This window comes from Peptidiphaga gingivicola (genome assembly GCF_001652275.1).
GTDB classification, from domain to species: Bacteria; Actinomycetota; Actinomycetes; order Actinomycetales; family Actinomycetaceae; genus Peptidiphaga; species Peptidiphaga gingivicola.
In genome coordinates this window covers 142,067-165,249 of sequence record NZ_LVZK01000001.1, presented here as the reverse complement: position 1 = coordinate 165,249, position 23,183 = coordinate 142,067, and the positions used below count along the sequence as shown (strand labels likewise).

Below are 23,183 nucleotides of genomic sequence, written 5' to 3'. Positions count from 1 at the left end.
AAAGCTTCCTGTCTTCGGTCGTTATACGGCAGCTAAGCGCTTTCCGTGCCCCAGAGCGCCGCCGCCTGGCGTGACGTCGCGGACGCAACCGAGCCCGCCGGCGTCCGACAGATCCTTCCGGTGGTCATCACGCGCGTGGTCCGCGGTCAATCAGTGGATTGCAGGCGACCGTCTCAGCACGGTTGTCATCACGCGCGTGGCCCGTGGACGGGGGTCGGCAACCGGGGTTCGCGGGAGCGTCGCGACCGACGTGCGGGGGCAACGCGCGGGCAGTTAGTGACCGGGGTTGCGAGCGGCTTGTCGAGTTCGCCGTCGTCGGGGCGATTAACAGGCATGGTGTGAATCGAACCGACACCCGACCTCACGTATCGCGACGCTGACGGGGCGATTAACAGGCATGGTGTGAATCGGGCTGCCGCCTTATTGCGTGCTCAAATAGAGGGACCTTGAAAGATACGACAACGTTCAATTGACTGTATTTCGCGCCATGTCAACGAAAAATGGCCAGCACATCGTTGCAAAAATGATTTGCACATCTTCTCGAAACGGTTAACTTAACTAGAAGTATGTCCAAACTAACATTGGATGCGAAAAGATTCACACAACCGGTGTTACTCTTTTTGAACAACGAGTCGCCTCAGCCGAGGTGGGAATGCACGCGTTCCCAGATTGGCTGACACAGAGTGTCGCAAGGAAGGGCACAACATGGGATTGCGCATCGTCGTCGCTGCGGATTTCGCAGGATACGACTACAAAGAAGCCATCAAGAGGGACCTCGAGCAGGACGAGCGCGTCGACGAGATCATCGACGTCGGCGTCAAGGAAGGCGATAAGACCCCTTACCCGCATGTCGGCGTCGCCGGCGCCCGGCTCATTGCGGAAGGGAAGGCCGACCGCGGGATCTTCTGCTGCGGGACGGGCATGGGCATGGCCATATCTGCGAACAAGGTCCCCGGCATTCGCGCGAGCACGGCGCACGACAGCTTCTCCGTAGAACGGCTCATTCTTTCCAACGACGCACACGTTTTGTGCCTCGGCCAGCGCGTCATCGGGCTCGAGCTCGCCAGAAGGCTTGCTCGCGAGTTCCTCGGCTACGAATTCGACCCCTCGTCGCACTCGAAAGCCAACGTTGACGTCCTTGTAGAATACGAAAACGGTTCGGCTGGCTGCTAGAACTGCTTTCGACGTCCCTCGAAGGGAAGGGGCCTCGAAAAACTCGCGCGATTGCCTTTGTCGGGAATCGCGGACCACACCTAGCGGATGTCTCATCCGCCCGACCTAAAAGGAACATCGATGTTTACAGCTTCGCTGGGAGTCTTCTTATTCGGACTCCTCGCCGCTATCGCGGGCGGCGCTGTCGGTGCTGCAATCGGAGGCAACTACGCCTTCGTTCTCACCGGCTTCTGCGTACTCGCATCGTGGGGCGTCTTCGCCGCCACCGGAAACTCCTTCGGCTTCGACTACATATCGTTCGGCCCTTTCATGGGCCCGCATATCGCCTTCGCCGGAGGCGCGGCAGCGGCGGTTTACGCCAGATACAAGGGATATATGGAAGACGGCAAGGACGTCAACTCCCCGCTGGCCGGCCTTGGACGCCCCGACGTCATCTACGTCGGCTCCATCTTCGGCATCTTCGGCTACATCGTCCAGATCGGTATTTCGAAGATTCCGTGGTTCGGCGGCCACACCGATTCCGTCGCCCTGACGGTTCTCATTTCCGGCATCGTCGCGCGCATCGTCTTCGGCGGCGATCCCGGCAAGGGCCTCGTCAAGGGCTCGTTGCATTCGCCCCACGCCTTCGCTCCCGGAGCTAAGACCTTCCTCGAGAAGATTAAGCCCGGCCCGAACGGCCGCTGGCTGGAGTGGCAGGAGCACCGCGGCCCTCTCATCGCCATCGGTTCGCTTTTCGGCATCTTCGCAGGAGCTGTGTCGATCTTCTTGGCCGCCAACGTCCCTGGAGGTGCAGCCTTTGCCAACACCTTCGCGTTCGGTATTTCGGCAGTCATTATCCTGTTCCTCATCACTAACCGCAACATGCCGGTTCAGCACCACGTGACGAACATCGCCGGGTTGGCGGCCGTTCAGTTCTTTCCCGTCCTCATGGGTGACGACTTCAAGTGGACGGCCACCGCGACGTGGGATTCGAAGACTTGGACCATGGCAACCCTCGCCTTGGTGATCGCAGGCATCTTCGGCATCTTCAACGCCTTCGTCTGCGAGTTCTTCGCCAGGCTCTGGTACAACCGCGGCACGTCCCACATTGATCCCCCGGCGGCGTCGATCTGGATCTGCAACACGATTGTGGTTTCCCTGGCGGCGCTGTTCTAAAAGCCCCTCGGGCCGGGGCAGCGACCCGCCCCGGCCCGAGGCCCGCCCTTCAAAATGCCGTGCGCTTCAAATTCACGCATTCGAATCATTGTCACGCCAATGATCGAAGCGCAGGGCTGAAGCTCAGGGTCGAAATTCGAAATCCGGAAGACTCGAGAGAGGAACGCAGTGAGGCGCACATCTCCTGACAGGCTCTACGACGCCTACATTTTCGACATGGACGGCACCATTTATCTGGGTGACGACCTGTTGCCCGGCGCCAAGCGGCTCATCGAAGGGCTGCGCGAGCTGGGCAGGCCCGTGCGCTTCTTGTCGAACAACCCGACGAAGGACCCGCAGCTTTATCTGGAAAAGCTCGGAAAGCTCGGGATTCCCACGCCGATTGAGGAAATCGCCAACACCGTCGTCACAACGGTCCGCTGGCTCAAGGCGAACCATCCCGACGCCGTCGTCTTCCCCATCTCCGAAGAGCCCCTCAAGAAGGCCCTCGCGGAGGCGGGCATCGCCATGAGCGAGGACCCGGAGAAGATCGACATCGTCATCGCCTCCTACGACCGGACCTTCGAGTACCGGAAGCTCCAGATCGCATTCGACGCCATCTGGTTCCACAAGAGGGCATTCCTCATCACGACCAACCCCGACCGCTACTGCCCCTTCCCGGGCGGGCGCGGCGAACCCGACGCCGCCACCATCGTGGCGGCCATCGAAGCCTGCACCGGAGCCAAGTGCCAGGCGAACATGGGCAAGCCCGAGGCCACCATGCTTTCGGCGGCGATCGACGGCCTGGACGTCGATCCGGCCAACTGCATGATGGTGGGCGACCGCCTCATGACCGACATCGGCATGGCCATTAAGACGAACATGGTTTCGTGCCTGCTTTTGACCGGCGATTCGACGCTGGAAGAGGCAGAAGCCCTGGATCCGGCCGATCAGCCCACATTCGTCCTCGACCGCATCGACCATCTCATTCCCGAGGCCGTCCGCCTCGAATGGGGCTGGTCCGACGCGGACGAGTGAACTGTCAAACACATACGAACTTCAGCGCGGAGGTTTCCTTGTCTGTTTTCAACAACACCAACTCACTCACCGGCGGCCCCTACGTCATGGGCATCGACTTCGGCACGGAGTCGTGCCGAGTCGGAATCTTCGATCTCACCGGAGCGCCCGTGGCATTCGCAGCGACGGCATACAAGACCACGCACCCGGCGCCGGGCTGGGCTGAGCAGTCGCCCACCGACTGGTGGAACGCCCTTCGCGCCTCGGTTCACAGCGTCATGCAGCGTTCGGGCGTCCAGCCCCACGAGATCAAAGGCATTTCCTACGATGCGACGACGATGACCGTCGTCGCCCTCGACCATGGCGGCGAAGCCCTGCGTCCGGCGATCATGTGGATGGACGTCCGGGCAACGGAGCAGGCGGCCCGCGTCGCCGACACGAAGTCGCCCGCTCGGCGGTACACCGGAAACGGCACCCTGCCGCCGACCGCCGAATGGTTCCCCTTCAAGGCCGCATGGCTGCGCGAAAACGAGCGCGAGACCTACGACAAGGCATACCGCCTCGTGGATGCGCCCGACTGGCTCACCTTCAAGCTGACCGGCGAGTGGACGCAGAACATCAACACGGCCGCCCACCGCATGTACTACGACCGCGACAACGGCGGCTGGCCCGCCGACCTCTACGAAGAGGCCGGCGCAGGGGACGTGTTTGACAAGCTCCCCACCGTGGTCAACGACCTGGGCGTGCTCGTCGGCGGGCTGTCGAAGTCCGCGGCCGAGGCCCTCGACCTCATTCCCGGCACGCCCGTCGCCCAAGGCGGCGGCGACGCGTGGCACGGCCAGATCGGCCTCAACGTGCTGCGCCCGGGTAAGATGTCGCTGGTGACCGGCTCCTCGCACGTCATGTCCGGCCAGTCGCCCGACCCCGTCTCCGGCCCCGGCTTCTTCGGCGGCTACACCGACGGCGTCGTCCCCGGCCAGTACACGGTCGAGATCTCGCTGGTCTCCTCCGGGTCCGTGCTCAAGTGGTTCAAGGACAACTTCTGCCCGGACATCAACCTGGCGGCCGAGCAGACCGGCCTCAACGCCTACGACATCCTCAACCAGCGTTCGGCGGACATCCCGATCGGCTGCGACGGCCTCGTCATCAACGAGTTCTTCCAGGGCAACCGCACGCCCTACTCCGACTCCAAGGCCCGCGGCGTCTTCACGGGGCTCTCGCTCGCCCACAGCCGCGAGCACATGTACCGCGCAATCCAGGAGGCCGTCTGCTACGGCGTCGAAGCCAACCTGCGCAAGCTGCGCGAAGCCGGATTCGAGGTTCAGGAATTTGTGGCCTGCGGCGGCGCGACGAAGTCCCGCATGTGGACGCAGATGCACTCCGACGTCACCGGCGTTCCGATCACGCTGACCGAGGTGGGCGACGCGGTCACACTCGGCTCGTGCATCCTCGCCGCCGCCGGCGCGGGCCTGTACGGGTCGGTCCAGGAGGCCGCCGACGCGATGGTCCACGAGCGCGAGCGCATTGAGCCCGACGCCGAGAGGCACGAGCAGTACAAGTTCTACGCCGATCAGTACTGCAAGCAGTTCCCGCTGGTGCAAGGCCTTATTCACGAGACGGTCGACCACGTCGCCGCCGAGCACGCAGCAGCCGAATGATCCGCGAGCCCGGGGCTTTCCGTCAGGAGGGCCCCGGGCCGCATCACAAGTTCAACCACAGAGCCGGAAGGGCCTTGCGCAGCAAGCATCGGGATTGGCGCGGCAAGCCTGGAAGGCACGAAAGGGAAAGGATAGAACAATGTCGAGCGATCTCATCGAAAAGGCTCTCAAGACGGCCGTCGAGACAAAGGACATCGTCTTCGGCGACGGCGTCACCAGCCAGACGGGCGAAATGTTCGCCAAGCTGTTCCCGGGGGCGAAGGCCCTTGTCGTGGCAGACGAAAACACCTTCGGCGCGACCGGCGAGGAAGTGGTCGCCTCCCTCAAGGCGGCGGGGGTCGAATTCGCCCAAGAACCGTATATTTTCCCCGGAAAGCCCACGCTTTACGGCGACTACAAGAACGTCGAGATTCTGCGCAAGCACATCGAGCCGCTCGAGGACACGGTCGTGTGCTCGATCGGAGCGGGCACGCTCAACGACATCGCCAAGCTGGCCTCCGGCGAGCTCGGCCGCCCGTACATGAACGTGTGCACGGCCGCCTCCGTCGACGGCTTCGCCGCCTTCGGCGCGTCCATCTCCCGCGACGGCTTCAAGATCACCCGCTCGTGCCCCGGCCCCGCCGGCCTCGTCGCGGACAACGACGTCGTATGCAACGCGCCCAAGCGCCTGACCGCCACCGGATACGGCGACCTCATCGAGAAGATCCCGGCCGGCGCGGACTGGATCCTCGCCGACGCCCTGGGGATCGAACCGATCAACGAGTACGTGTGGAACATGGTCCAGGGCCCGCTGCGCGGCTCCCTCGCCGACCCCGAAGCCATCGGGAACGGCGACAAGAAGGCCATCGAGGGCCTCATGGAGGGCAACCTCATGTCCGGTCTCGCGATGCAGGCCGGCCAGTCCTCGCGTTCGGCCTCCGGCGCCGGCCACCAGTTCTCGCACGTGTGGGAGATGGAAGGCCACGGGCTGGATTGGGAGCCCCCGCTTTCGCACGGATTCAAGGTCGGGGTCGGAACGGTCGCCTCGTGCGCCATCTGGGAGGAATTCCTCAAGATGGAGGCCGAGGACTTCGACGTCGATCGGGCGCTCGCGGCCGTCAAGAGCCCCGAGCAGGTCGAATCCCAGGTGCGCGCCGCCCTCAAGCCCCGGATGCAGGAAGAGGCCGTGCGCCACTCCCTCAAGAAGAGGACCGAAGGCGAAGAGCTCGTCGCCCGCATCGAGCTGCTCAAGGAGAAGTGGCCCGAGCTGCGCGAGAGGCTGCGCGCCCAGCTCATGGCGCCCGAGGAGATCATGGACCGCCTGAAGACGGTGGGCGCGCCATACCATCCCGAGCTCATCGAGATCGATTGGGAGCGCTTCCGCGAGACCCACTTCAAGGCTCAGATGATCCGCGACCGCTACACCGTCTTCGACATCCTCATCGACCTGGGGGTCTACGACGCCGTCGTCGAGAAGTTGTTCTCGCCCGAGGGCTTCTGGGGCCGGCACCGCCGCCCCGCGGAGTGACTCGGATCGTCGAGCCCCTTCGAACTCCGTCACCCGCTTTTCCTTTCTTCCCCTAACCCAAGTCTTCCCCTAACCCAAGGAGAAAACATATGTCCGATAAGAAATACATCGTTGGCATCGACTACGGAACGCTCTCCGGCCGCGCCATCGTCGTGGACGCCGCGACGGGCGAGCAGCTCGGCACGCACGTGACCGAATACCCGCACGGCGTCATGGACCGCACCCTGACCGCCGGCGACAATCAGACCCTTCCGCCTGAATTCGCGCTGCAGAACCCGGCCGATTACGTCAAGGTGCTGCGCGAGTCGGTTCCCGCCGCGGTCAAGGACGCCGGGGTGGACCCGGCCGACATCGTGGGCATCGGCGTCGACGCGACGTCGGCGACGGTGTTCTTCACCGACAAGGACGGCGTGCCGCTGTGCGAGAAGCCCGGCTTCGAGAACAACGTCCACGCATACGTCAAGCTGTGGAAGCACCACGGCGCCCAGGATCAGGCCACCCGGCTGGTGAAGGTCGCCGAGGCCCGCCGCGAGGAATGGCTCGGCCGCTACGGCGGGGTGCTCTCCTCCGAGCTGCTCCTGCCGAAGGTCCTCGAGGTCTTCGAGATGGCTCCGGAGGTCTACAAAGAGGCCGACGTGGTGTGCAACCTCCTCGATTGGCTCACCTGGAAGCTGACCGGGACCCTGACGCAGTCGGCGGGCGACTCCGGCTACAAGCGCATGCTCCAGGACGGGAAGTACCCCTCCTTCGAGTACCTCGAGGCCGTCAAGCCCGGATTCGGCCGCGTCTTCGAGGAGAAGATGAGCGCCCCCGTCCTCCCGCTCGGCGCGAAGGTCGGCGGCCTGACGAAGGAGATGGCCGAGCTGACGGGCCTGCCCGAGGGCATCGCCGTCGCGTCCGGCAACATCGATGCGCACGTCGTCGTCGCCGGCGCAAACGCCGTCCGCCCGGGCCAGCTCACCGCGATCCTCGGCACGTCGTCCTGCTACGTGCTCAACGGCGAGGAATACCGCGACTGCCCCGGCGTGTTCGGGATCGTCGACGGCGGCGCCGTGGACGGCTACTGGGGATTCGAGGGCGGCCAGACGGCCGTCGGCGACATCTTCGCGTGGTTCGTGGACAACTGCGTGCCGGGTTCCTACGTGGAGGAGGCGAAGTCGCGCGGCGTCTCGGTCCACGACCTGCTCGTCGAGAAGGCGAAGGGCCAGGAGATCGGCGAGCACGGCCTCGTCGCCCTCGACTGGCACAACGGCAACCGTTCGATCCTCGCGGACGCCCGGCTCTCCGGCCTCGTCGTCGGCCAGACGCTGACCACCGCGCCCGAGGACGTCTACCGCGCCCTCCTCGAAGCGACGGCCTTCGGCTGCCGCGTCATCATCGACAACTTCGAGGAGCACGGGATCAAGGTCGACGAGATCGTCGCCGCCGGCGGCCTGCTCAAGAACTCGTACTACATGCAGATGCTCTCGGACATCACCCGCCGCCCGATCTCGGTCTCCACGGCCGAGCAGACCGGCGCGCTGGGCTCGGCCGTGTTCGCCGCGGTCGCCGCCGGCGTCTACCCGGACGTCTTCGCGGCCGCCGACGCGATGTCCTCGGTGGAGAAGCACGCCTACGAGCCGAATCTCGAAGCCTCCGCCCGCTACGACGAAGTTTACGAGATCTACAAGGAGCTGCACGACTTCTTCGGCCGCTACAACGGCGTTTCGCCCATGCACCGGCTGAAGGACATCCGCGCGCGCATCTATCGCGACAGGGACGCCGAGCAGTGATCCGCCTGTCCGAGCTCGCACCGGACGTTCAGGCCTCCGTCCGGGCCACGAGGGAGCGGGTGGCGCGGCTGCACGCCGAGCTTCCCGCCAACGGCCTCGTGGTCTGGACGGCCGGCAACGTTTCCGAACGCGTTCCGGGCGCCGATCTTTTCGTCATCAAGCCTTCGGGCGTGCGCTACAGCGAGCTGAGCCCGGACAACATGACAGTGTGCACGCTGGAGGGGGAGAAGATCGACGACGGAACGCCCTCCTCGCTCAGTCCCTCTTCGGACACCGCCGCTGCGGCATACGTCTTTCGGCACATGCCCGAGGTCGGCGGAGTGGTCCACACCCACTCGACCTACGCGACGGCCTTCGCCGCGCTTCACCGGCCGATCCCTTGCGTTCTGACGATGATGGGCGACGAGTTCGGCGGCGAGGTGCCGGTGGGCCCGTTCGCGATCATCGGCGACGATTCGATCGGGCGGGGGATCGTGGAGACCCTCAGGTCCTCGCGCTCGCCTGCGGTGCTCATGGCCAACCACGGCCCGTTCACCGTGGGCAAGAACGCCGAGGCCGCAGTCAAGGCCGCCGTCATGGTCGAGGAGGTCGCCCGCACTGTCGCGACGGCCCAGCTGCTCGGCGACCCCGTGCCGGTGGCCCAGGATCACATCGACGCGCTTTACCAGAGATACCAGAACGTCTACGGTCAGCATTAGGCGCCCGAGCCGCGCCGACGTGCACAACAACCCGAAAGGAAGCAGTATGGCAAAGATTGCAGTGTTGGGGTCGGGGATCATGGCCACGGCCCTGTCCTTCCCGGCCTCGGAGAACGGCAACGAGGTTCGCCTCGTCGGCACGTTCCTCGACCGCGAAATCATCGATTCGATCCAGAAGACGGGCGTGCACCCGGACCTTGGCCTCAAGGTCAACGAAAGCGTCAAGGCCCACCAGTTGGAAGAGGCCGCCGACGTGATCGCCGACGCCGACGTCGTCATGTGCGGCGTGAACTCCTTCGGAATCGAATGGGCGGGCGAGCAGCTTTCGAAGCTCATGAAGCCCGGCCAGAAGCTCCTGACGGTGACCAAGGGAATGCGGGCCGACGACGACGGAACGATGCACATCCTGCCGGACGTGCTCCGGTCCTACTTCGACCCCGAGCTGGCCGAGAGCGTCTCCTGGAACGCCATCGTCGGCCCCTCGATCGCCGGCGAGCTCGCCGTCCACCACGACACGTGCGTGGTGTTCTGCGGCCAGAACGAGGCCGACGTCGAATACCTGGCCGGCCTGTTCCGGACCGACTACTACCACGTGTGGACGTCGACGGACTTCGTCGGGCACGAGACCGGCGCGGCCACGAAGAACGTGTACGCGTTCGCCGCGGGCTTCGCCCAAGGAATGCTGCGCAAGGCCGGCAAGGAGAACGACCGCTACGTCATGTACAACTACGGCGCGGCCGTTTTCGCCCAGGGGCAAAAGGAGCTGCGCTCCTTCATCAAGCTCATGGGCGGCGACCCGGAGACGGGCGACGGCCTGGGCGGGGTGGGCGACATGTTCGTCACCTCGATGGGCGGCCGCAACGTCAAGGCCGGCGGATACGTCGGGGAGGGCATCGCCTTCTCCGAAGTGCAGGATCGCTACATGAAAGGAGTGACGCTCGAAGGCGTCGCGGCCATCAAGGTCATCGGCAAGGCCCTCGGGCCGCTGACCGAGCGCGGCGTCATCGGCGAGGACGAGTACCCGCTGTGCCGCTTCCTCTACTCGGTCGTGGCTGAGGACGCGCCGCTCGAGATGCCTTGGGACAAGTTTTTCCAAGGTCTGAAGTGACCGCGGCGGGGCCGGAGCCGAGGCCGGCCCCGCCTGCCCGGGTGCGGCGACGCCGGCGTCGCCGCACCTGTCCGCAACGCACCCGCTCGCAACAACGTCCCCACAACAACGCAACCAGCGACAAGACGCCCTCGAACAAGGACGCCCTCGAAGGCCGACGCCGGCACGCACCGCAGGCGCGCCGAATCACGCACCTGGCGCTTTCTGAGCCCGCCGTCGCCAACCGCGCAACCCAACATCCAACCGCATTCAACGTCGAATTGAGGTAGAGGCATGAATCCCCTCGTCATTGCAATCGATTCGTCCACCACCGCCACGAAGGCGATCGTCGTGGACACAGAAGGAAAGGTCCTGGCCCTCGGCAGGCAGGACATCGATCTGCTTTCGCCGCAACAGGGTTTTGGCGAGCACGACCCACGTCAGTGGTGGACTTCCACCCACGACGCCGTCGCCCAGGCACTCGCTCAACTGACCCCGTCCGAAAAGGAGCGCATCGCGGCCTTCGGCATCACGCATCAGCGCGAGTCCTTTGCGCCCTTCGCCGCGGACGGCACGCCTCTGCGCAACGGGATTCTGTGGCTCGACATCCGCGCCGCCGACCAGGTTCAGCGCTACGGCACCCCCGAAATCCACGCGCTTTCGGGCCGCCCGGCCGACGTCACGCCCGGCCTGTACAAGATGGCCTGGCTCAAGGAAAACGAGCCCGAGTCGCTGGCGAAGGCCGACAAGGTCACCACGGTCTCGGCCTACATCGCCTTCTGCCTGACGGGCAAGTGGGTCGATTCGGCCGCCTGCGCCGACTCGCTCAGCCTGTCGAACATCAAGACGCTCGAGTACGACGACGGCCTATTGGAGATCGCGGGCGTGCGGCGCGAGCAGATGGCCGACCTCGTCAAGCCCGGCCAAGTCCTCGGCACGCTTGAGAAGTCGATCGCCGAGGAGTGGGGGATCGGCGAGATCCCGATCGTTGCGGGCTGTGGCGACGGCCAGGCGGCCGGCGTCGGCGCGGCGGCGGTCACCCCCGACGTCGCCTACCTCAACATGGGAACGGCCGTGGTGGCGGGCGTGCCGTCCGCCGAATACCGCTACGAAAAGCTCTTCAGAACGGAGGCTGCGGGCGTGCCCGACACCTACGTGCTGGAGCTCGTCCAGAACTCCGGCGCCTACCTTTCCGGCTGGTTCCGCCGCGCATTCGGCAAGCCAGAGCTGGCCGGGGCGCCCGACCCGGAGCTGGAGGCCTTGGCCGCGGCCCGCACCCCCGGCAGCGGAGGCCTCGTGACGATGCCCTACTGGGGCGCGGTGCAGTCGCCGCACTGGGACCCGATCGCCCGCGGCGCGATTGTCGGCTGGCGCGGAACCCACGGAAAGGGCTCGATGTACCGCTCGATCCTGGAGGGCATCAGCCTGGAGATGGCCCGCTCGCTGCGCAAGCTGGCGGAGTCGACCGGCGTCGAGCTGACAACGGTCCGCGCGATGGGCGGCGGGCTGCGTTCGCCGCTGTGGCGCCAGATCATGACCGACGCGATCGGCCTGCCGATCACAGGCTGCGAAGAGGAGGAGATTTCCGCGCTGGGCGCCGCGGTCATCGCGATGGCCTCCACCGGCGTGTTCGGCGGCGACGACGTCGCCACGGCCGCCCGGAAGATGGCCAGGTTCACCGACGTGACCGAGCCGAACATGGCCAACCACGAGATCTACAACGAGCTGTCGGCGATCCAGGACAGGCTCTACGAGAATCTGCGCGAAACCAATGCGCGGCTTCACGAATTTTCACGCAAGCACCCCGACGCCGAGCTGACAGGCGGCGAGGGCTGATCCAACCGTTCAAGGAGAAAACATGGCATCCGCAAGCGTCGATGGCCCCCTGGTCATAGCCATCGACTCGTCCACGACGTCGACCAAGGCGATCATCGTCGATGTCGAGGGAAACGTCATTTCGCTGGGCAGGCGCGAAATCGCGCTGCTCTCGCCGGAGCAGGGCTTCGGCGAGCACGACCCGCGCCAATGGTGGACTTCCACCCGCGAGGCGGTCGGCGAGGCCGTGGGCAAACTGACCCCTGCCGAGAAGGAGCGCATCAAGGCGTTCGGCATCACGCATCAGCGCGAGTCCTTCGCGCCCTTCACCGCCGACGGCACGCCTCTGCGCAACGGGATCTTGTGGCTCGACATCCGCGCCGCCGACCAAATCCTCAGGTACGGCACGCCCGAGATCCACCAGCTCTCCGGCAAGCCCGCCGACGTCACGCCGGCCATCTACAAGATGGCGTGGGTCAAGGAGCATCAGCCGGACCTGTGGGCGAGCGCCGAGAAGATCACGACGGTCTCCGGCTACATCGCCTTCTGCCTGACGGGCAAGTGGGTCGATTCGACCGCCTGCTCCGACTCGCTCGGTCTTTTCGACATCGCCAAGCTCGATTACGACGAGCGCCTGTTGGAAATCGCAGGTGTGCGGCGCGAGCAGATGGCCGACCTCGTCAAGCCCGGCCAGACCCTCGGCGCGCTCAAGCCCGAGCTCGCCAAGGAGTGGGGGATCGCCGAGATCCCGATCGTCGCGGGCTGCGGCGACGGCCAGGCGGCCGGCGTCGGCGCGGCGGCGGTCACCCCCGACGTTGCCTATCTCAACATGGGCACCGCCGTGAACGCCGGCGTCACGTCCCCCGAGTACCAGTTCGGCCAGGTCTACCGCACCCTCGCGGGCGGCATCCCGGACACGTACATCCTGGAGGTCCTGCAATCCTCCGGAAATTACCTCGCCACGTGGTTCCGGCGGGCGCTCGGCAAGCCGGAGCTGGCCGGCGCGCCCGACCCGGAGCTGGAGGCCCTGGCCGCGGCTCGCACTCCTGGCAGCGGCGGGCTCATCACGCTCCCGTACTGGAACGCCGTGCAGTCGCCCTACTGGGATCCGATTGCCCGTGGCGCCGTCGTCGGCTGGCGCGGAACCCACGGCAAGGGCTCGATGTACCGCTCGCTTCTGGAGGCGATCTGCATCGAAATGTCGCGTTCGCTGCACGCCATGGAAGAGGCGACCGGGGTCAAGCTGACCGCGGTGCGCGGCATGGGCGGCGGGCTGCGTTCGCCGCTGTGGCGCCAGATCATGACCGACGCGATCGGCCTGCCGATCACCGGCTGCAAGGAGGAGGAGATCTCCGCGCTGGGCGCCGCGGTCATCGCCATGGCCTCCACCGGCGTGTTCGGCGACACGTCGATTGCGACGGCCGCCCAGAAGATGGCCCAGTTCACCGACAAGAGCGAGCCGAACATGGACGAGCACGAGGTCTACGCCGAGCTCGGCGAGATCCAGGGCCGCCTCTACTCGAACCTCAAGGAAACGAACGATCTGCTCCACGAGTTCGCCAAACGTCACCCCGACGCCGAGCTTTCGGGAGCGGAGGAATAGGAGAAGACATGCCGAAAGTCGCGATACTCGGCGCGGGGGCCATGGGGTCGGGCCTGGCCAACGCCCTCGTCGAAGCCGGGTGGGACGTCAACCTGTGGGGCACGTGGCTGGACGACCATCTCATCGACGCCATCGAGGAGGGCCGCCCACATCCGCGCATCAACGTGGTCATCTCCGGCAAGGTCCGCCCGTTCCGCTCCGCCGGCCTGGAGGATGCGCTCGACGGCGTCGACGTCGTCGTGGTCTCGGTGGCCTCCCAGGGCGTTCCGAAGGTGACCGAGATGGCCCTGCCTGGAATCGCCAAGGCGAAGGCGCTGTGGCTGACGTCGAAGGGGTTCATGCCGGTCGACGGCAAGATCCTCCTTCTGCCGGACGGGATCCGTTCGATCGCGAAGGCCGCCGACGTCGAGCTTCCGCCGATCGTCGCCATCGCCGGGCCGGTCAAGGCCAACGAGTGCGCGGCCGGCGAGCCTACGGCCACGATCTTCGGATGCAAGAGCCGCGACGTCGCCGTGGAGTTCGCGCGCGCCGCTCGCTCGGAGCACTACTGCATCGAGGCCACGGACGACGAAGTGGGCGTGGAGATCTGCGCGCCGATGAAGAACGTGTACGCCATCATGCTGGGCATCGCCGACGGGCTGGAGGAGAAGACGGGCAAGCCCCATCACAACCTCAAGGCCGCGACGTTCAACGAGGCGGTGCGCGAGATGTCGATTCTTTCGACGGCGCTGGGGGCTGACCCTGCCACGGCCTACGGACTGCCGGGCGTCGGCGATCTGGAGGTGACCGGGCTGTCCGGGCGCAACAAGGTCTACGGCGTGCGCATCGGCCGCGGCGAGGGCGCCAAGGGCGCGCTCCAGGCGATGACGGAGCTGGAGCAGACCGTCGAGGGCGTGCCGGCCTTGCCGCTGGCGATCTCCCTCGTGGAGCAGTCCGCCCCGCAGATCAAGGATCGCCTGCCGTTGCTTTATGCGGCTCGGCAGATCGTGGAGGAGGACGTTCCGGACTACGCCGCGGTGCTCGCCCGGGCGGTCCTGCCTCCCAAGCCGTGAGCGTCTGGAGCCCGTGGCTCTGGCTGTTGACGCTTGAGCTGCGAGACCCGAGTTGCGGCAGGCCAAGCTGTAAGCCCTGGCTGTGGGACTTGACTGTGAGGCCTTGACTGCAGCGGGCTTCCAAACTGTGGCCGCCGCCGGGGTAGCGTCTGTTGCCTAGGCTAGGCGACGAAGGCTGCTGAACTGGGTCCCTCCAAGCAGCTGGCTGTTACAAACCGTGGGCGGGTGCGAAATCGCACCCGCCCACGCCGTCTGCCTGGACTTCTCGCCGGAGTCCTTGTGGCTCGGAGGCCGCCTTGTGTCTTCGCGACGACCCCCGGCCTTCATAGCGGTGGGCCAGTCCAAACCTGAACAACGGAAATATTGGAAACCCGAGCATTCGCGGGAGCAACCGAGGAGTTGGCCGGTTGGTTTTACCAGTCGGTCGATAGCGGCGTCGTTTCTGTTTGTTTGTCGGGGGTTGTAGGCCAGGGTGTGGGTGTGCCCGGATGTTGTTTTTGGTAGTGGTTTTTGTAGTCGTCGCCGACGTTGAATCCGGGGGCGGGTTCGAAGCAGTAGGTGGCGGTGTCTCCTGCTTTGTCCCTGCCGAGTATGAATTCAAGCCAGTAGATCCTGACGTCGAGCAAAGTGATGGTGCCGACTCCTTCAAATGTGAAGGACTCTCCCAAGGCAAGATCGGCACCCGCGAAGGCACTTTTATCATCTGGGCCGCGATTGATGATCGACCCTACGATTCGTGCTCGTTTGTGCCATCGTTCAATTCGGAGTTCACCTACGGATACTGCGACTTTGCGGCGGGAATCGACATAAAATTGTCCGTAATGTCCGCTTCTTGCATGAATTTTGATGCCGGGGCAGCTGAAAGGGTTGTTTTTCTTTGTGAAAACGTGGGTGTTTCGGACTGGGTGTTTGTGCGTGAGGAATCCGGAGACGTAGACGATCCGTATGCTTGCCGCCAGAGCCAGGAGGCTGATCAGGGCGGCGAGGACTTTCCGGCGTTTCTTCATCGGTTTTCCTGTCCTCCTTTGAGTAGTTGTCGACTTTCATGGACTGGTTGGTTTTACCAGTCGGTTGGGAGCTCCGTCGGTTTTGTTTGTTTGGCAGGGGTCGGAGGCCAGGGCGTGGGTGTGCCCGGATGTTGTTTTTGGTAGAGGCTTTTGTAGTCGTCGCCGACGGTGAATCCGGGGGCGGGTTCGAAGCAGTAGGTGGCGGTGTCTCCTGCTTTGTCGTTGCCGACGGTGAATGCGAACCAGTCCATTTCGACGTCGAGCAAAGTGATGGTGCCGACTCCTTCAAATGTAAAGGACTCTCCCAAGGCAAGATCGGCGCCACCTCCCTCAGCTGTGACGTTACGAAGTTTGCCCGCATAGATGCCGATTGTGGCGCGTTTGTGCCAGCGTTCGATCCTTAGGTTGGAAACTTCAATTTGTGTGTTCCAGTTAGTTCCGGGGCGAAGCACGCCTCTGCGTGTACCGCTGGTGTCGCCCGCTCTATATGTGATGCCGTCGCAGCGAAGCGGATCGCCTTTCTTAGTGAAGACTCGGGTGTTCTGGGCTGGATAGTTGTGTGTGAGGAATCCGGAGACGTAGACGATCCGTATGCTTGCCGCCAGAGCCAGGAGGCTGATCAGGGCGGCTAGGATTTTCCGGCGTTTCTTCATCGGTTTTGTTTTCTTTGCGTGGGTGGTGAAGCTGGGATTCGGAGTGGCGGGCTTGTTATCGGTTCCGCTCGCGGTTTATTTCTCTGATTGGATTGAGTTTGGCTGGTCGGTTGGTTTTACCAGTCGGTCGGGAGCTCCGTCGGTTCTGTTTGTTTGGCAGGGGTTGTAGGCCAGGGTGTGGGTGTGTCCGGATGTTGTTTTTGGTAGTGGTTTTTGTAGTCGTCGCCGACGTTGAATCCGGGGGCGGGTTCGAAGCAGTAGGTGGCGGTGTCTCCTGCTTTGTCCCTGCCGAGTATGAATTCAAGCCAGTAGATCCTGACGTCGAGCAAAGTGATGGTGCCGACTCCTTCAAACGTAAAGGACTCTCCTAAGGCAAGATCAGCTTCCCCTGAGGTCTCTGTAGTGTCTCGACTGTGGCTTTTGACCGAGATCGCGATTATTGCCCGTTTGCGCCAACGTTCGATGCGAGGGTCGCCGACATAAAAGGTGACATTGCGGTCAACGTCGGGGTGGAACCAGCCTTCGTGTCCATCGCTGGCCGAGACTTTAATTCCGTGGCAGCTGGAAGGGTTGTTTTTCTTTGTGAAAACGTGGGTGTTTCGGACTGGATGTTTGTGTGTGAGGAATCCGGAGACGTAGACGATCCGTATGCCTGCCGCCAGAGCCAGGAGGCTGATCAGGGCGGCGAGGACTTTCCGGCGTTTCTTCACCGGTTCACCTCGCTTTCTTTATCCCAGTAGGCGATGAAGCCGGGCGCGGGAACAAATTGGAAGGTCGCCGTAGGACCGCCGCCTACGGCAAAGGGAATGACGATTGGATTGACGTACATGAGAGTGAAGGTCCCGACCCCCGGATGGTCGATGCATTCGCCCGCTTCCAAGTCGCGATATATCGACGTTACACGGGAACTGCCAGGCGTATCAACGCTATCGGCGGGGTATCCGCCCTGCAGAGTCGCCGTCATTCTTCCGTCGGAATAGCGAATATTCGAGGCGGTGTAGGACGGTTGATTCCCAATCCCGGGGCGAAAAACCGAGGATTCGGACAATTCGACGATGCGCGTCTTCTAATCGCTTTCATCGAAAAAAGCTTGTCATGCAGCGTGAATATGCCGGGCGAGCGCCTCGGAAACTCCGGTATGCAGTCGGCGAACTTTTCCATTGCAGTCATCTCCTTGATCTCGCGTTTGCCTTGTCGTTGTGCGGCGCCGTTTCACTTCTGCGGCGCCGGCTTGCTTTCGCGACGCCGATCGTCAGGCGTTGTTTTGCCGTTCGGCAAGGCCTCGTCGTTCCGCATTGCCGGCCTTCTGGCAGCGCCTAGGGCTTCGCGGGCCCCTCATTGGAACTTTTGCACTTGCGACGTGAACTGCTTGGCCCATTCGCCGTCGGTTTCCTCGGCCATCTGCGAGGTGTCGGACACCGCCTCCGACGTCTCCTCGCACCAATCGCTCAGCCCTCCGATCCTCTCCGTCGCCGCGTCGGCGAATTCTCTGTAGGCTTCGTCGAGGGAGGGATGACCGAAGGCCGGGACCGGGCACGGTGTTTCGACGTCGTCGTAGACCTCGGACAGAGAGTCGAGGCCCTCTCCGAGGTCGTCCATTTCGTCTTCGTCGATGGCGAACTTGCTCATTTTTCTCCCATTCGCATGAATCGGATTGCCCGTCGGCAAACCGGCGTGAACGACGTATGAGATGAACCTACACGCATTTCGGGACGAAATCTAGAGGTTTCATAATGTGGAACCTGTCGTTAGAATGCGCCCGTCCGACCTGCTTTAAAGCGCGCGGAAACGCGTTCTAACTTGTGCATGCAAGCGGGCGAGGTGAAGGGCGACTCCTAACGCCGGACCTTGAAAAACCTCCGTACGGACGCCATTTTCGTTTGTGTGTTGTGTGTGGTATATTAATTTCTGCCGTCGGCGGGAAAGATCGGCGGTTCCGCGAGCAAAGTTCCGCGAGCAAGGAGTTGATGTGGGCAACGATCTGACCAACCCGGGTGAGACGAACCGAGGTGCGAATGGCGCCAAGACGGCCGAAGCCGCTTCGCCCTCCTCCGCCGAAGCGGGCGTGGTTCAAGGCGAGGCCAAAGCCGAGGGAGCTCGGCCCGGCGAGCCCAGACCCATACGGCGCGTGGCCGCTGACCTCGGGGTCCCCGACGAGCACGTTCTCGTCTACGGCCACGGCAAGGCCAAGATCGACCTTGATTACCTGCGCTCGCTGCCCGAGCGGGATTCAAAGCTCGTCCTCGTCACCGCAATTTCCCCGACGCCGGCCGGCGAGGGGAAGACGACGACGTCGATCGGCTTGGCCGACGGATTGGCGCGGCTAGGCAAGCGCCCGGTGCTCGCCCTTCGCGAGCCCTCGATGGGGCCGGTGTTCGGCATCAAGGGCGGCGCCGTCGGCGGGGGGAGGGCCCAGGTCACGCCCGGCGACGAGATCAACCTCCACTTCACCGGCGATTTTGCGGCCATCGCCGAGGCCAACAATCTGCTCGCCGCGATGGCGGACAACGCGCTGCATTTCGGCACTCATGACATCGACCCGCGCACCGTCGCCATCCGCCGCTCAATCGACATGAACGATCGCTCCCTGCGCGACGTCGTCATCGGCCTCGGCGGGCGGCTCGGCGGGGTCACGCGAGAGTCGGGCTTCGACATCACCGCGGCCAGCCAGGTCATGGCGACCTTCTGCATGGCCGACTCCCTCGACGACCTGCGCGAAAGGCTCGGCCGCATCGTCGTCGGCAGGTCCTCGGCCGGCGATTCCGTCACCGCGGCGGACCTCGGCGCCGTCGGCGCAATGACGGCGATCCTCAAGGACGCGCTCGCTCCCAACCTCGTCCAGACCCTCGAAGGCAACCCCGCCCTGGTCCACGGCGGCCCCTTCGCCAACATCGCCCACGGCACGAACTCGGTGATCGCCACCAAGGCCGCGCTCAAGCTGGGCGACGTCGCCGTGACCGAGGCCGGGTTCGGCGCCGACCTGGGCGCGGAGAAATTCTTCGACATCATCGGGCAGACCGCCGGGATCGCCCCCGACCTCACCGTGGTCGTCGCAACCGTGCGCGCCCTCAAGTATCACGGGGGCGTGGCGCTCGCGGACCTGGAGGAGGAGAACGCCGCCGCGGTTCGCGCGGGCGCGGTCAACCTGCGCCGGCACTGCGAGAATCTCACGGAGGTTTTCGCCCAGCCCGTGCTCGTGGCGGTCAACCGGTTTGCCGCGGATACGGAGGCCGAGATCGCGGCTGTCCGCGAGTCTGTGGCCGACCTCGGCATCGACGTCGTCCTCACCGACCACTTCGGCCGCGGGGGAGAGGGGGCGCTCGATTTCGCCGACGCCGTCGTGAAGTCGCTGGCCAAGCCGAGCATCGCCAAGAGCGCATACAGCTTGGCGGATTCCCTGGAAGACAAGGCGCGAGCCGTCGTCACCAGGGTTTACCGCGGGGCCGACGTCGTCTTCGAACCCGCCGCGGCGCGCGAGCTCCGGCGGCTCGAGGAGTCCGGCTGGGGCGAGCTGCCAGTGTGCATGGCCAAAACCCAATACTCGTTTTCGACCGACCCGAAAGCGCTTGGCGCCCCCGAGGGCTTCACCGTGCCGATCCGCGAAGTGCGCCTCTCGGCAGGGGCGGGCTTCGTCGTGCTCATCTCAGGCTCGATCATGACGATGCCGGGCCTGCCCAAGCGCCCCTCGGCCTGCGACATCGACGTGGTCGACGGGGTTATCGGGGGAATGCACTGAGCTGGCTTCTGCCGCCTTTATTGCGAACGGAGGCCAAACCCTTCGAAGCGGCTGTTCCCGTCGTCCGGCTTTCCTGAAAGCAGCCGTTACTCTTGCGCCTCTGAGAGGGCTTCGGCGAGGCTCTCCCGCGTGAGAAGGGTGTCGGGATGGTCGGGCCCGAGGATCCTGGTCTGGTCGTCCAGAAGAGACTGAAATATGGCAATGGCTTTCCGATAATCTCCCAAGACGCTGTAGGCGCAGGCAAGATCGCCGCGCGTGTCCAGAGCGTCAGGGTGATCAACGCCCAGGGAGCGGAACTGGCTGTCCAAGACGGCCTCGAGTATCTCAATGGCTTTCTGGGGATTTCCCGAGACGGTGTGGGCGCGCGCAAGATTGCTGCGCGCGGTCAGCGTCAAGTAATGGTCTGGGCCGAGGGCCCGGACTTCGTCGGCGATCAGCTCCCCGAGAATCTCGATAGCCTGCCCGTAGTCTCCGACGGCGTTGCAGATGTAGGCCAGATTGCTGCGGACGGCCAGCGTGTCGGGGTGGTCTGGGCCGAGGACCCGGATTCTGTCGGGAAGCAGGGCGTTGAGCTCTTTGCGGGCCTTCTTGAACTTGCCCGCGTCCATGTACGCCCTGGCGAGCCTGTTGCGCGTCGTGAGAGTGTAAGGATGGTCGGGGCCGAGGGCGCGATCGACGTCGCGGACGAAGCCCTTGAGCAGGTCGATCGCTTGCTGAGTGCGTCCCGTCTGAAGATAGGATTCGGCAAGGTTGCCGCGTGTGCCGAGCGTGCCGGCGTCGTCGGGGCCGAAGACTCGAGTTTGGTCGGCCGCAAGGGCTTCGAGGATGCCGACGGCGCCCTCGAAGTCTCCCGTCTCCATGTGCGCTTCGGCAAGATTGGCCAGCGTGTCGAGGGTGTCGGGGTGGTCGGGGCCGAGAGCCCTGAGCCGCTCGGCAAAAAGGGATTCGTAGGCGTCGATGGCTTTCATGGTTTCTCCTGTTTCTCTGTGGGCCAAGGCGAGGTTGGTGCGTATGGCGAACGTGTCAGGATGGTCGGCTCCATACGAGCTGACGAGTTTTCTGACAGTGTCTTCAAAAGTGATCGCGATTTGCGGGCTGTCAATCATGTTGAGGCGATATATCGTGTTGTTCACGAGTCCGAAAACGCTTGGGAGATCGATGCAGGATTCGCGGGAAGAGTGGAGCGCGCCCCCCTCGTCTCGTTCGGCGACGGCGTTGAGCTGGATGACCATGTCGAGAACGTTGGCACGCTGGGCTTCGTCAGCGGCCGCCTCCTTCATGTCGGTGATCTCCAGCATACTGACGACGGCGCGCTTGACGGCGTCGAACAACGACGGATCTGTCGCGTAGTCTTGGCGAAAGGCGCGCCCTTGAAGCTCATGGATGCTGATATAGCGGCCGTCGGCGGAGGGTGTGCAGACCGAGAGGGAGACAAGCTCCTCGAGCGTTTCGCGCGCAATCTGTTCGCTCGCGCCTGTCTGATACAGCCAGTGCCGGGGCACGCCCGACGGCGCCAGCAGGGCCAGAGCCGCCAGCTGCAAGAATGCCGCGCTGGCGTGGGCTGCCGTTTCGTCGCCGCTGGCGCTGTCCTTCTCAGCCAGATGATCCTGCACGGCTTGGCGGGCCATGAGCAGAGCCGTGGGCGCAAGGGCGGGGTAGCCGTCGGCGGGCCGGGAGATCGGCTGGCCGTAGCCACCGCTGGACGGGCCGTCGGCAGACTCGTCAAGCCCGAACTCCCGCAGGTTCGCGAGGTAGTCGTCCAACCTCGGGTACCCGACCAGCCTGATCGTGGTTGCAGCCTGCTCCAAGGCGACGGGCAGGTCTCCGAGCGCTTCGGCCACGCGGGCCGCGCCGTCGGGGTCGTTCACGCCGGTGTGCTCAATCAGGAAAGCGACCGACTGGGGCCGCGTAAACCTCCCCGTGGTGTCAGGGCCGTTTTGACGGCTCGCGCCGGTGTTCTCTTTGCCGTGTTTCGCGTCAAAGCTTCTTTCGCTGCTCATGTTGAAACTCCCGTCGCTGTCTGCACCTAGGCCTCCCTCATCGTTTGCATTGAAGCGCTTGTCATCGCCCGTGTCGGCGCACCCGTTGCCGCTTGCGCGGGTACTTTTGTCGCCGCCGTTTGCGCCAGGCTTCCCGTCGCCGCCGGCATTGGCTTTGGCGAGTTCCTCGGCGGCGACGCGCAGGAGCTCGCCATACAGGCCTCGCGCCGTCGCCCCGACTCTTTGGCGTTGGTCTGCCGCGCTGCGGGAGCCGAGGAGAGCGAGGAACGAATCGGGATCGCTTTGAGCGCCGACGGCGTCGTCGTGCCGATTGTCGGCGTCGTCGTCTCGTCTGCCCGCGTCGTGCCGACTGTTGCGGACTTATCGAAAAGTAAAGAAAATGCGTATACAAGAACACCCGGACCCATAAATCGATCCTAGCCCCAGTCGCAGGGACTGTCTACGGCGAATTTGCTGAAACCTGCACTTGCTTCAGGCTTCCCTCGGCCGACGCCTGCAAAGAAGCTTCGGCTTCCCATCCTTTGGTTTGCTCCGCTTGGGCCCTCGTCGGCACCCGCAAGGAAATTTCCACATCTTGTCGAGGCTGACCCCTCTGTCTTAGAGCGCGGCGCCCGATTGCCGTCCTCGTTTGGCAAAGCGGAAAACTATCCTATTGAAACGCCGTTTCGTCTTTGACGGCGTCCCTCCGCGGTGCCCCGGTCAACCAGTTGTTCTAGCCAGCGTTACTGCTGGTTCTTCTCTGTCCCGCCGCCTTGATCCCGTAAAACGGAAAGAAATTGAGAAATGGTGAGTGTGTGGAGGTGGTCCGGTCCGAGGATGCGGGCAAGATCAGACAGCAGCGTCTGGTGCATGTCGATGGCCTTCCGATAATCTCCCAAGGTGGTGCATGTATAGGCAAGACCGCCGCGAAGCTATGTAAAAAGCTAAGGAAGGCCTCTGCAAGCCTATCTTTCATTCGCGTCCACGGATCTTTGGTTGCGGGTAGAATCGACAACGGCTCCTTCGAGCTGGACCGAACCTTTCACGTTTCCCGGAATGCCAAGGTTTCAAGTCCAGGAAGGAGGTGAGGACGATGAGGAAGACATCCTCGTCGGGCAAGGAAAAAGCCCGGATACTGCGCGGAATGGTAAAGCTAGCGCAGCTCCAGGCTTTTGCCCTTGCCATCGTCGCCCTAGCATTGCTAGTAGCACTGCTTAAGTGACGACTCACAGGTGGCTACACGGAACACATCCGTTTAGCCACCTCCATTGTCCCTAAATAGAACCAGACAA

Annotated in this window: 19 protein-coding genes; 13 read left to right on the top strand and 6 right to left on the bottom strand. The window is 64.0% G+C overall.

Annotated features, from left to right (window positions below; translation table 11 throughout):
• The first annotated feature begins 705 nt into the window (after window positions 1-705).
• The 11 genes from A4H34_RS00675 to A4H34_RS00625 all read left to right on the top strand — a co-directional run bounded on the left by A4H34_RS00675 (window position 706) and on the right by A4H34_RS00625 (window position 14,516).
• Window positions 706-1,173 carry a ribose-5-phosphate isomerase gene (locus A4H34_RS00675; RefSeq protein ID WP_064230732.1) on the top strand — a complete coding sequence of 156 codons (468 nt, stop codon included), beginning with the start codon at window positions 706-708 and terminating at the stop codon, window positions 1,171-1,173.
• A gap of 120 nt (window positions 1,174-1,293) precedes the next feature.
• Window positions 1,294-2,328 carry a hypothetical protein gene (locus A4H34_RS00670; RefSeq protein WP_064230731.1) on the top strand — a complete coding sequence of 345 codons (1,035 nt, stop codon included), beginning with the start codon at window positions 1,294-1,296 and terminating at the stop codon, window positions 2,326-2,328.
• 216 nt (window positions 2,329-2,544) lie between these two features.
• A complete protein-coding gene (locus A4H34_RS00665) occupies window positions 2,545-3,345 on the top strand; it encodes an HAD-IIA family hydrolase (protein ID WP_050758817.1) in 801 nt (266 codons plus the stop codon).
• 86 nt (window positions 3,346-3,431) lie between these two features.
• Entirely contained in the window at window positions 3,432-4,982 is a 1,551-nt protein-coding gene (locus A4H34_RS00660; protein WP_040323076.1) for an FGGY-family carbohydrate kinase, read from the top strand.
• A gap of 139 nt (window positions 4,983-5,121) precedes the next feature.
• Window positions 5,122-6,489 carry a sn-glycerol-1-phosphate dehydrogenase gene (locus tag A4H34_RS00655; RefSeq protein WP_064230730.1) on the top strand — a complete coding sequence of 456 codons (1,368 nt, stop codon included), beginning with the start codon at window positions 5,122-5,124 and terminating at the stop codon, window positions 6,487-6,489.
• A gap of 89 nt (window positions 6,490-6,578) precedes the next feature.
• Window positions 6,579-8,261, top strand: coding sequence for a ribulokinase (locus A4H34_RS00650; protein ID WP_064230729.1), 1,683 nt, complete (start codon window positions 6,579-6,581; stop codon window positions 8,259-8,261).
• On the top strand, window positions 8,258-8,959 hold the full coding sequence (locus A4H34_RS00645) for an L-ribulose-5-phosphate 4-epimerase (protein ID WP_197480374.1): 702 nt from the start codon (window positions 8,258-8,260) through the stop codon (window positions 8,957-8,959). The genes A4H34_RS00650 and A4H34_RS00645 overlap by 4 nt, the downstream gene beginning before the upstream one ends.
• A gap of 46 nt (window positions 8,960-9,005) precedes the next feature.
• Window positions 9,006-10,067, top strand: coding sequence for an NAD(P)H-dependent glycerol-3-phosphate dehydrogenase (locus tag A4H34_RS00640; protein WP_064230728.1), 1,062 nt, complete (start codon window positions 9,006-9,008; stop codon window positions 10,065-10,067).
• Window positions 10,068-10,340: 273 nt separating this feature from the next.
• Window positions 10,341-11,882: a xylulokinase gene (locus tag A4H34_RS00635; protein WP_064230727.1), complete on the top strand. Its 1,542-nt coding sequence runs from the start codon at window positions 10,341-10,343 to the stop codon at window positions 11,880-11,882.
• A gap of 22 nt (window positions 11,883-11,904) precedes the next feature.
• Entirely contained in the window at window positions 11,905-13,464 is a 1,560-nt protein-coding gene (locus A4H34_RS00630) for a xylulokinase (protein ID WP_064230726.1), read from the top strand.
• An 8-nt stretch (window positions 13,465-13,472) separates the two neighbouring features.
• The gene (locus tag A4H34_RS00625; RefSeq protein WP_009198441.1) at window positions 13,473-14,516 is read left to right on the top strand and encodes an NAD(P)H-dependent glycerol-3-phosphate dehydrogenase; all 1,044 of its coding nucleotides are present in this window, start codon (window positions 13,473-13,475) and stop codon (window positions 14,514-14,516) included.
• Between the two features lie 413 nt (window positions 14,517-14,929).
• On the opposite strand, the gene A4H34_RS00620 is transcribed toward A4H34_RS00625, so the two are convergent.
• The 5 genes from A4H34_RS00620 to A4H34_RS00600 all read right to left on the bottom strand — a co-directional run bounded on the left by A4H34_RS00620 (window position 14,930) and on the right by A4H34_RS00600 (window position 17,805).
• On the bottom strand, window positions 14,930-15,523 hold the full coding sequence (locus tag A4H34_RS00620) for a hypothetical protein (RefSeq protein WP_064230725.1): 594 nt from the start codon (window positions 15,521-15,523) through the stop codon (window positions 14,930-14,932).
• A 53-nt stretch (window positions 15,524-15,576) separates the two neighbouring features.
• On the bottom strand, window positions 15,577-16,176 hold the full coding sequence (locus tag A4H34_RS00615; RefSeq protein WP_064230724.1) for a hypothetical protein: 600 nt from the start codon (window positions 16,174-16,176) through the stop codon (window positions 15,577-15,579).
• 116 nt (window positions 16,177-16,292) lie between these two features.
• The gene (locus A4H34_RS00610; RefSeq protein WP_064230723.1) at window positions 16,293-16,886 is read right to left on the bottom strand and encodes a hypothetical protein; all 594 of its coding nucleotides are present in this window, start codon (window positions 16,884-16,886) and stop codon (window positions 16,293-16,295) included.
• Window positions 16,883-17,140, bottom strand: coding sequence for a hypothetical protein (locus A4H34_RS00605; protein ID WP_231870901.1), 258 nt, complete (start codon window positions 17,138-17,140; stop codon window positions 16,883-16,885). The genes A4H34_RS00610 and A4H34_RS00605 overlap by 4 nt, the downstream gene beginning before the upstream one ends.
• Before the next feature lie 371 nt (window positions 17,141-17,511).
• Entirely contained in the window at window positions 17,512-17,805 is a 294-nt protein-coding gene (locus A4H34_RS00600; protein ID WP_064230721.1) for a hypothetical protein, read from the bottom strand.
• Between the two features lie 340 nt (window positions 17,806-18,145).
• Between A4H34_RS00600 and A4H34_RS00595 the strand changes: the two genes are divergently transcribed.
• Entirely contained in the window at window positions 18,146-19,912 is a 1,767-nt protein-coding gene (locus A4H34_RS00595; protein WP_231870900.1) for a formate--tetrahydrofolate ligase, read from the top strand.
• A gap of 86 nt (window positions 19,913-19,998) precedes the next feature.
• Here the strand turns inward: A4H34_RS00595 and A4H34_RS00590 are convergent, their stop codons facing one another.
• Window positions 19,999-21,912, bottom strand: coding sequence for a tetratricopeptide repeat protein (locus A4H34_RS00590; RefSeq protein WP_064230720.1), 1,914 nt, complete (start codon window positions 21,910-21,912; stop codon window positions 19,999-20,001).
• 1,072 nt (window positions 21,913-22,984) lie between these two features.
• Here A4H34_RS00590 and A4H34_RS11455 point away from each other — a divergent pair.
• Entirely contained in the window at window positions 22,985-23,113 is a 129-nt protein-coding gene (locus A4H34_RS11455) for a hypothetical protein (protein ID WP_269452273.1), read from the top strand.
• The last annotated feature ends 70 nt before the right edge of the window (window positions 23,114-23,183 follow it).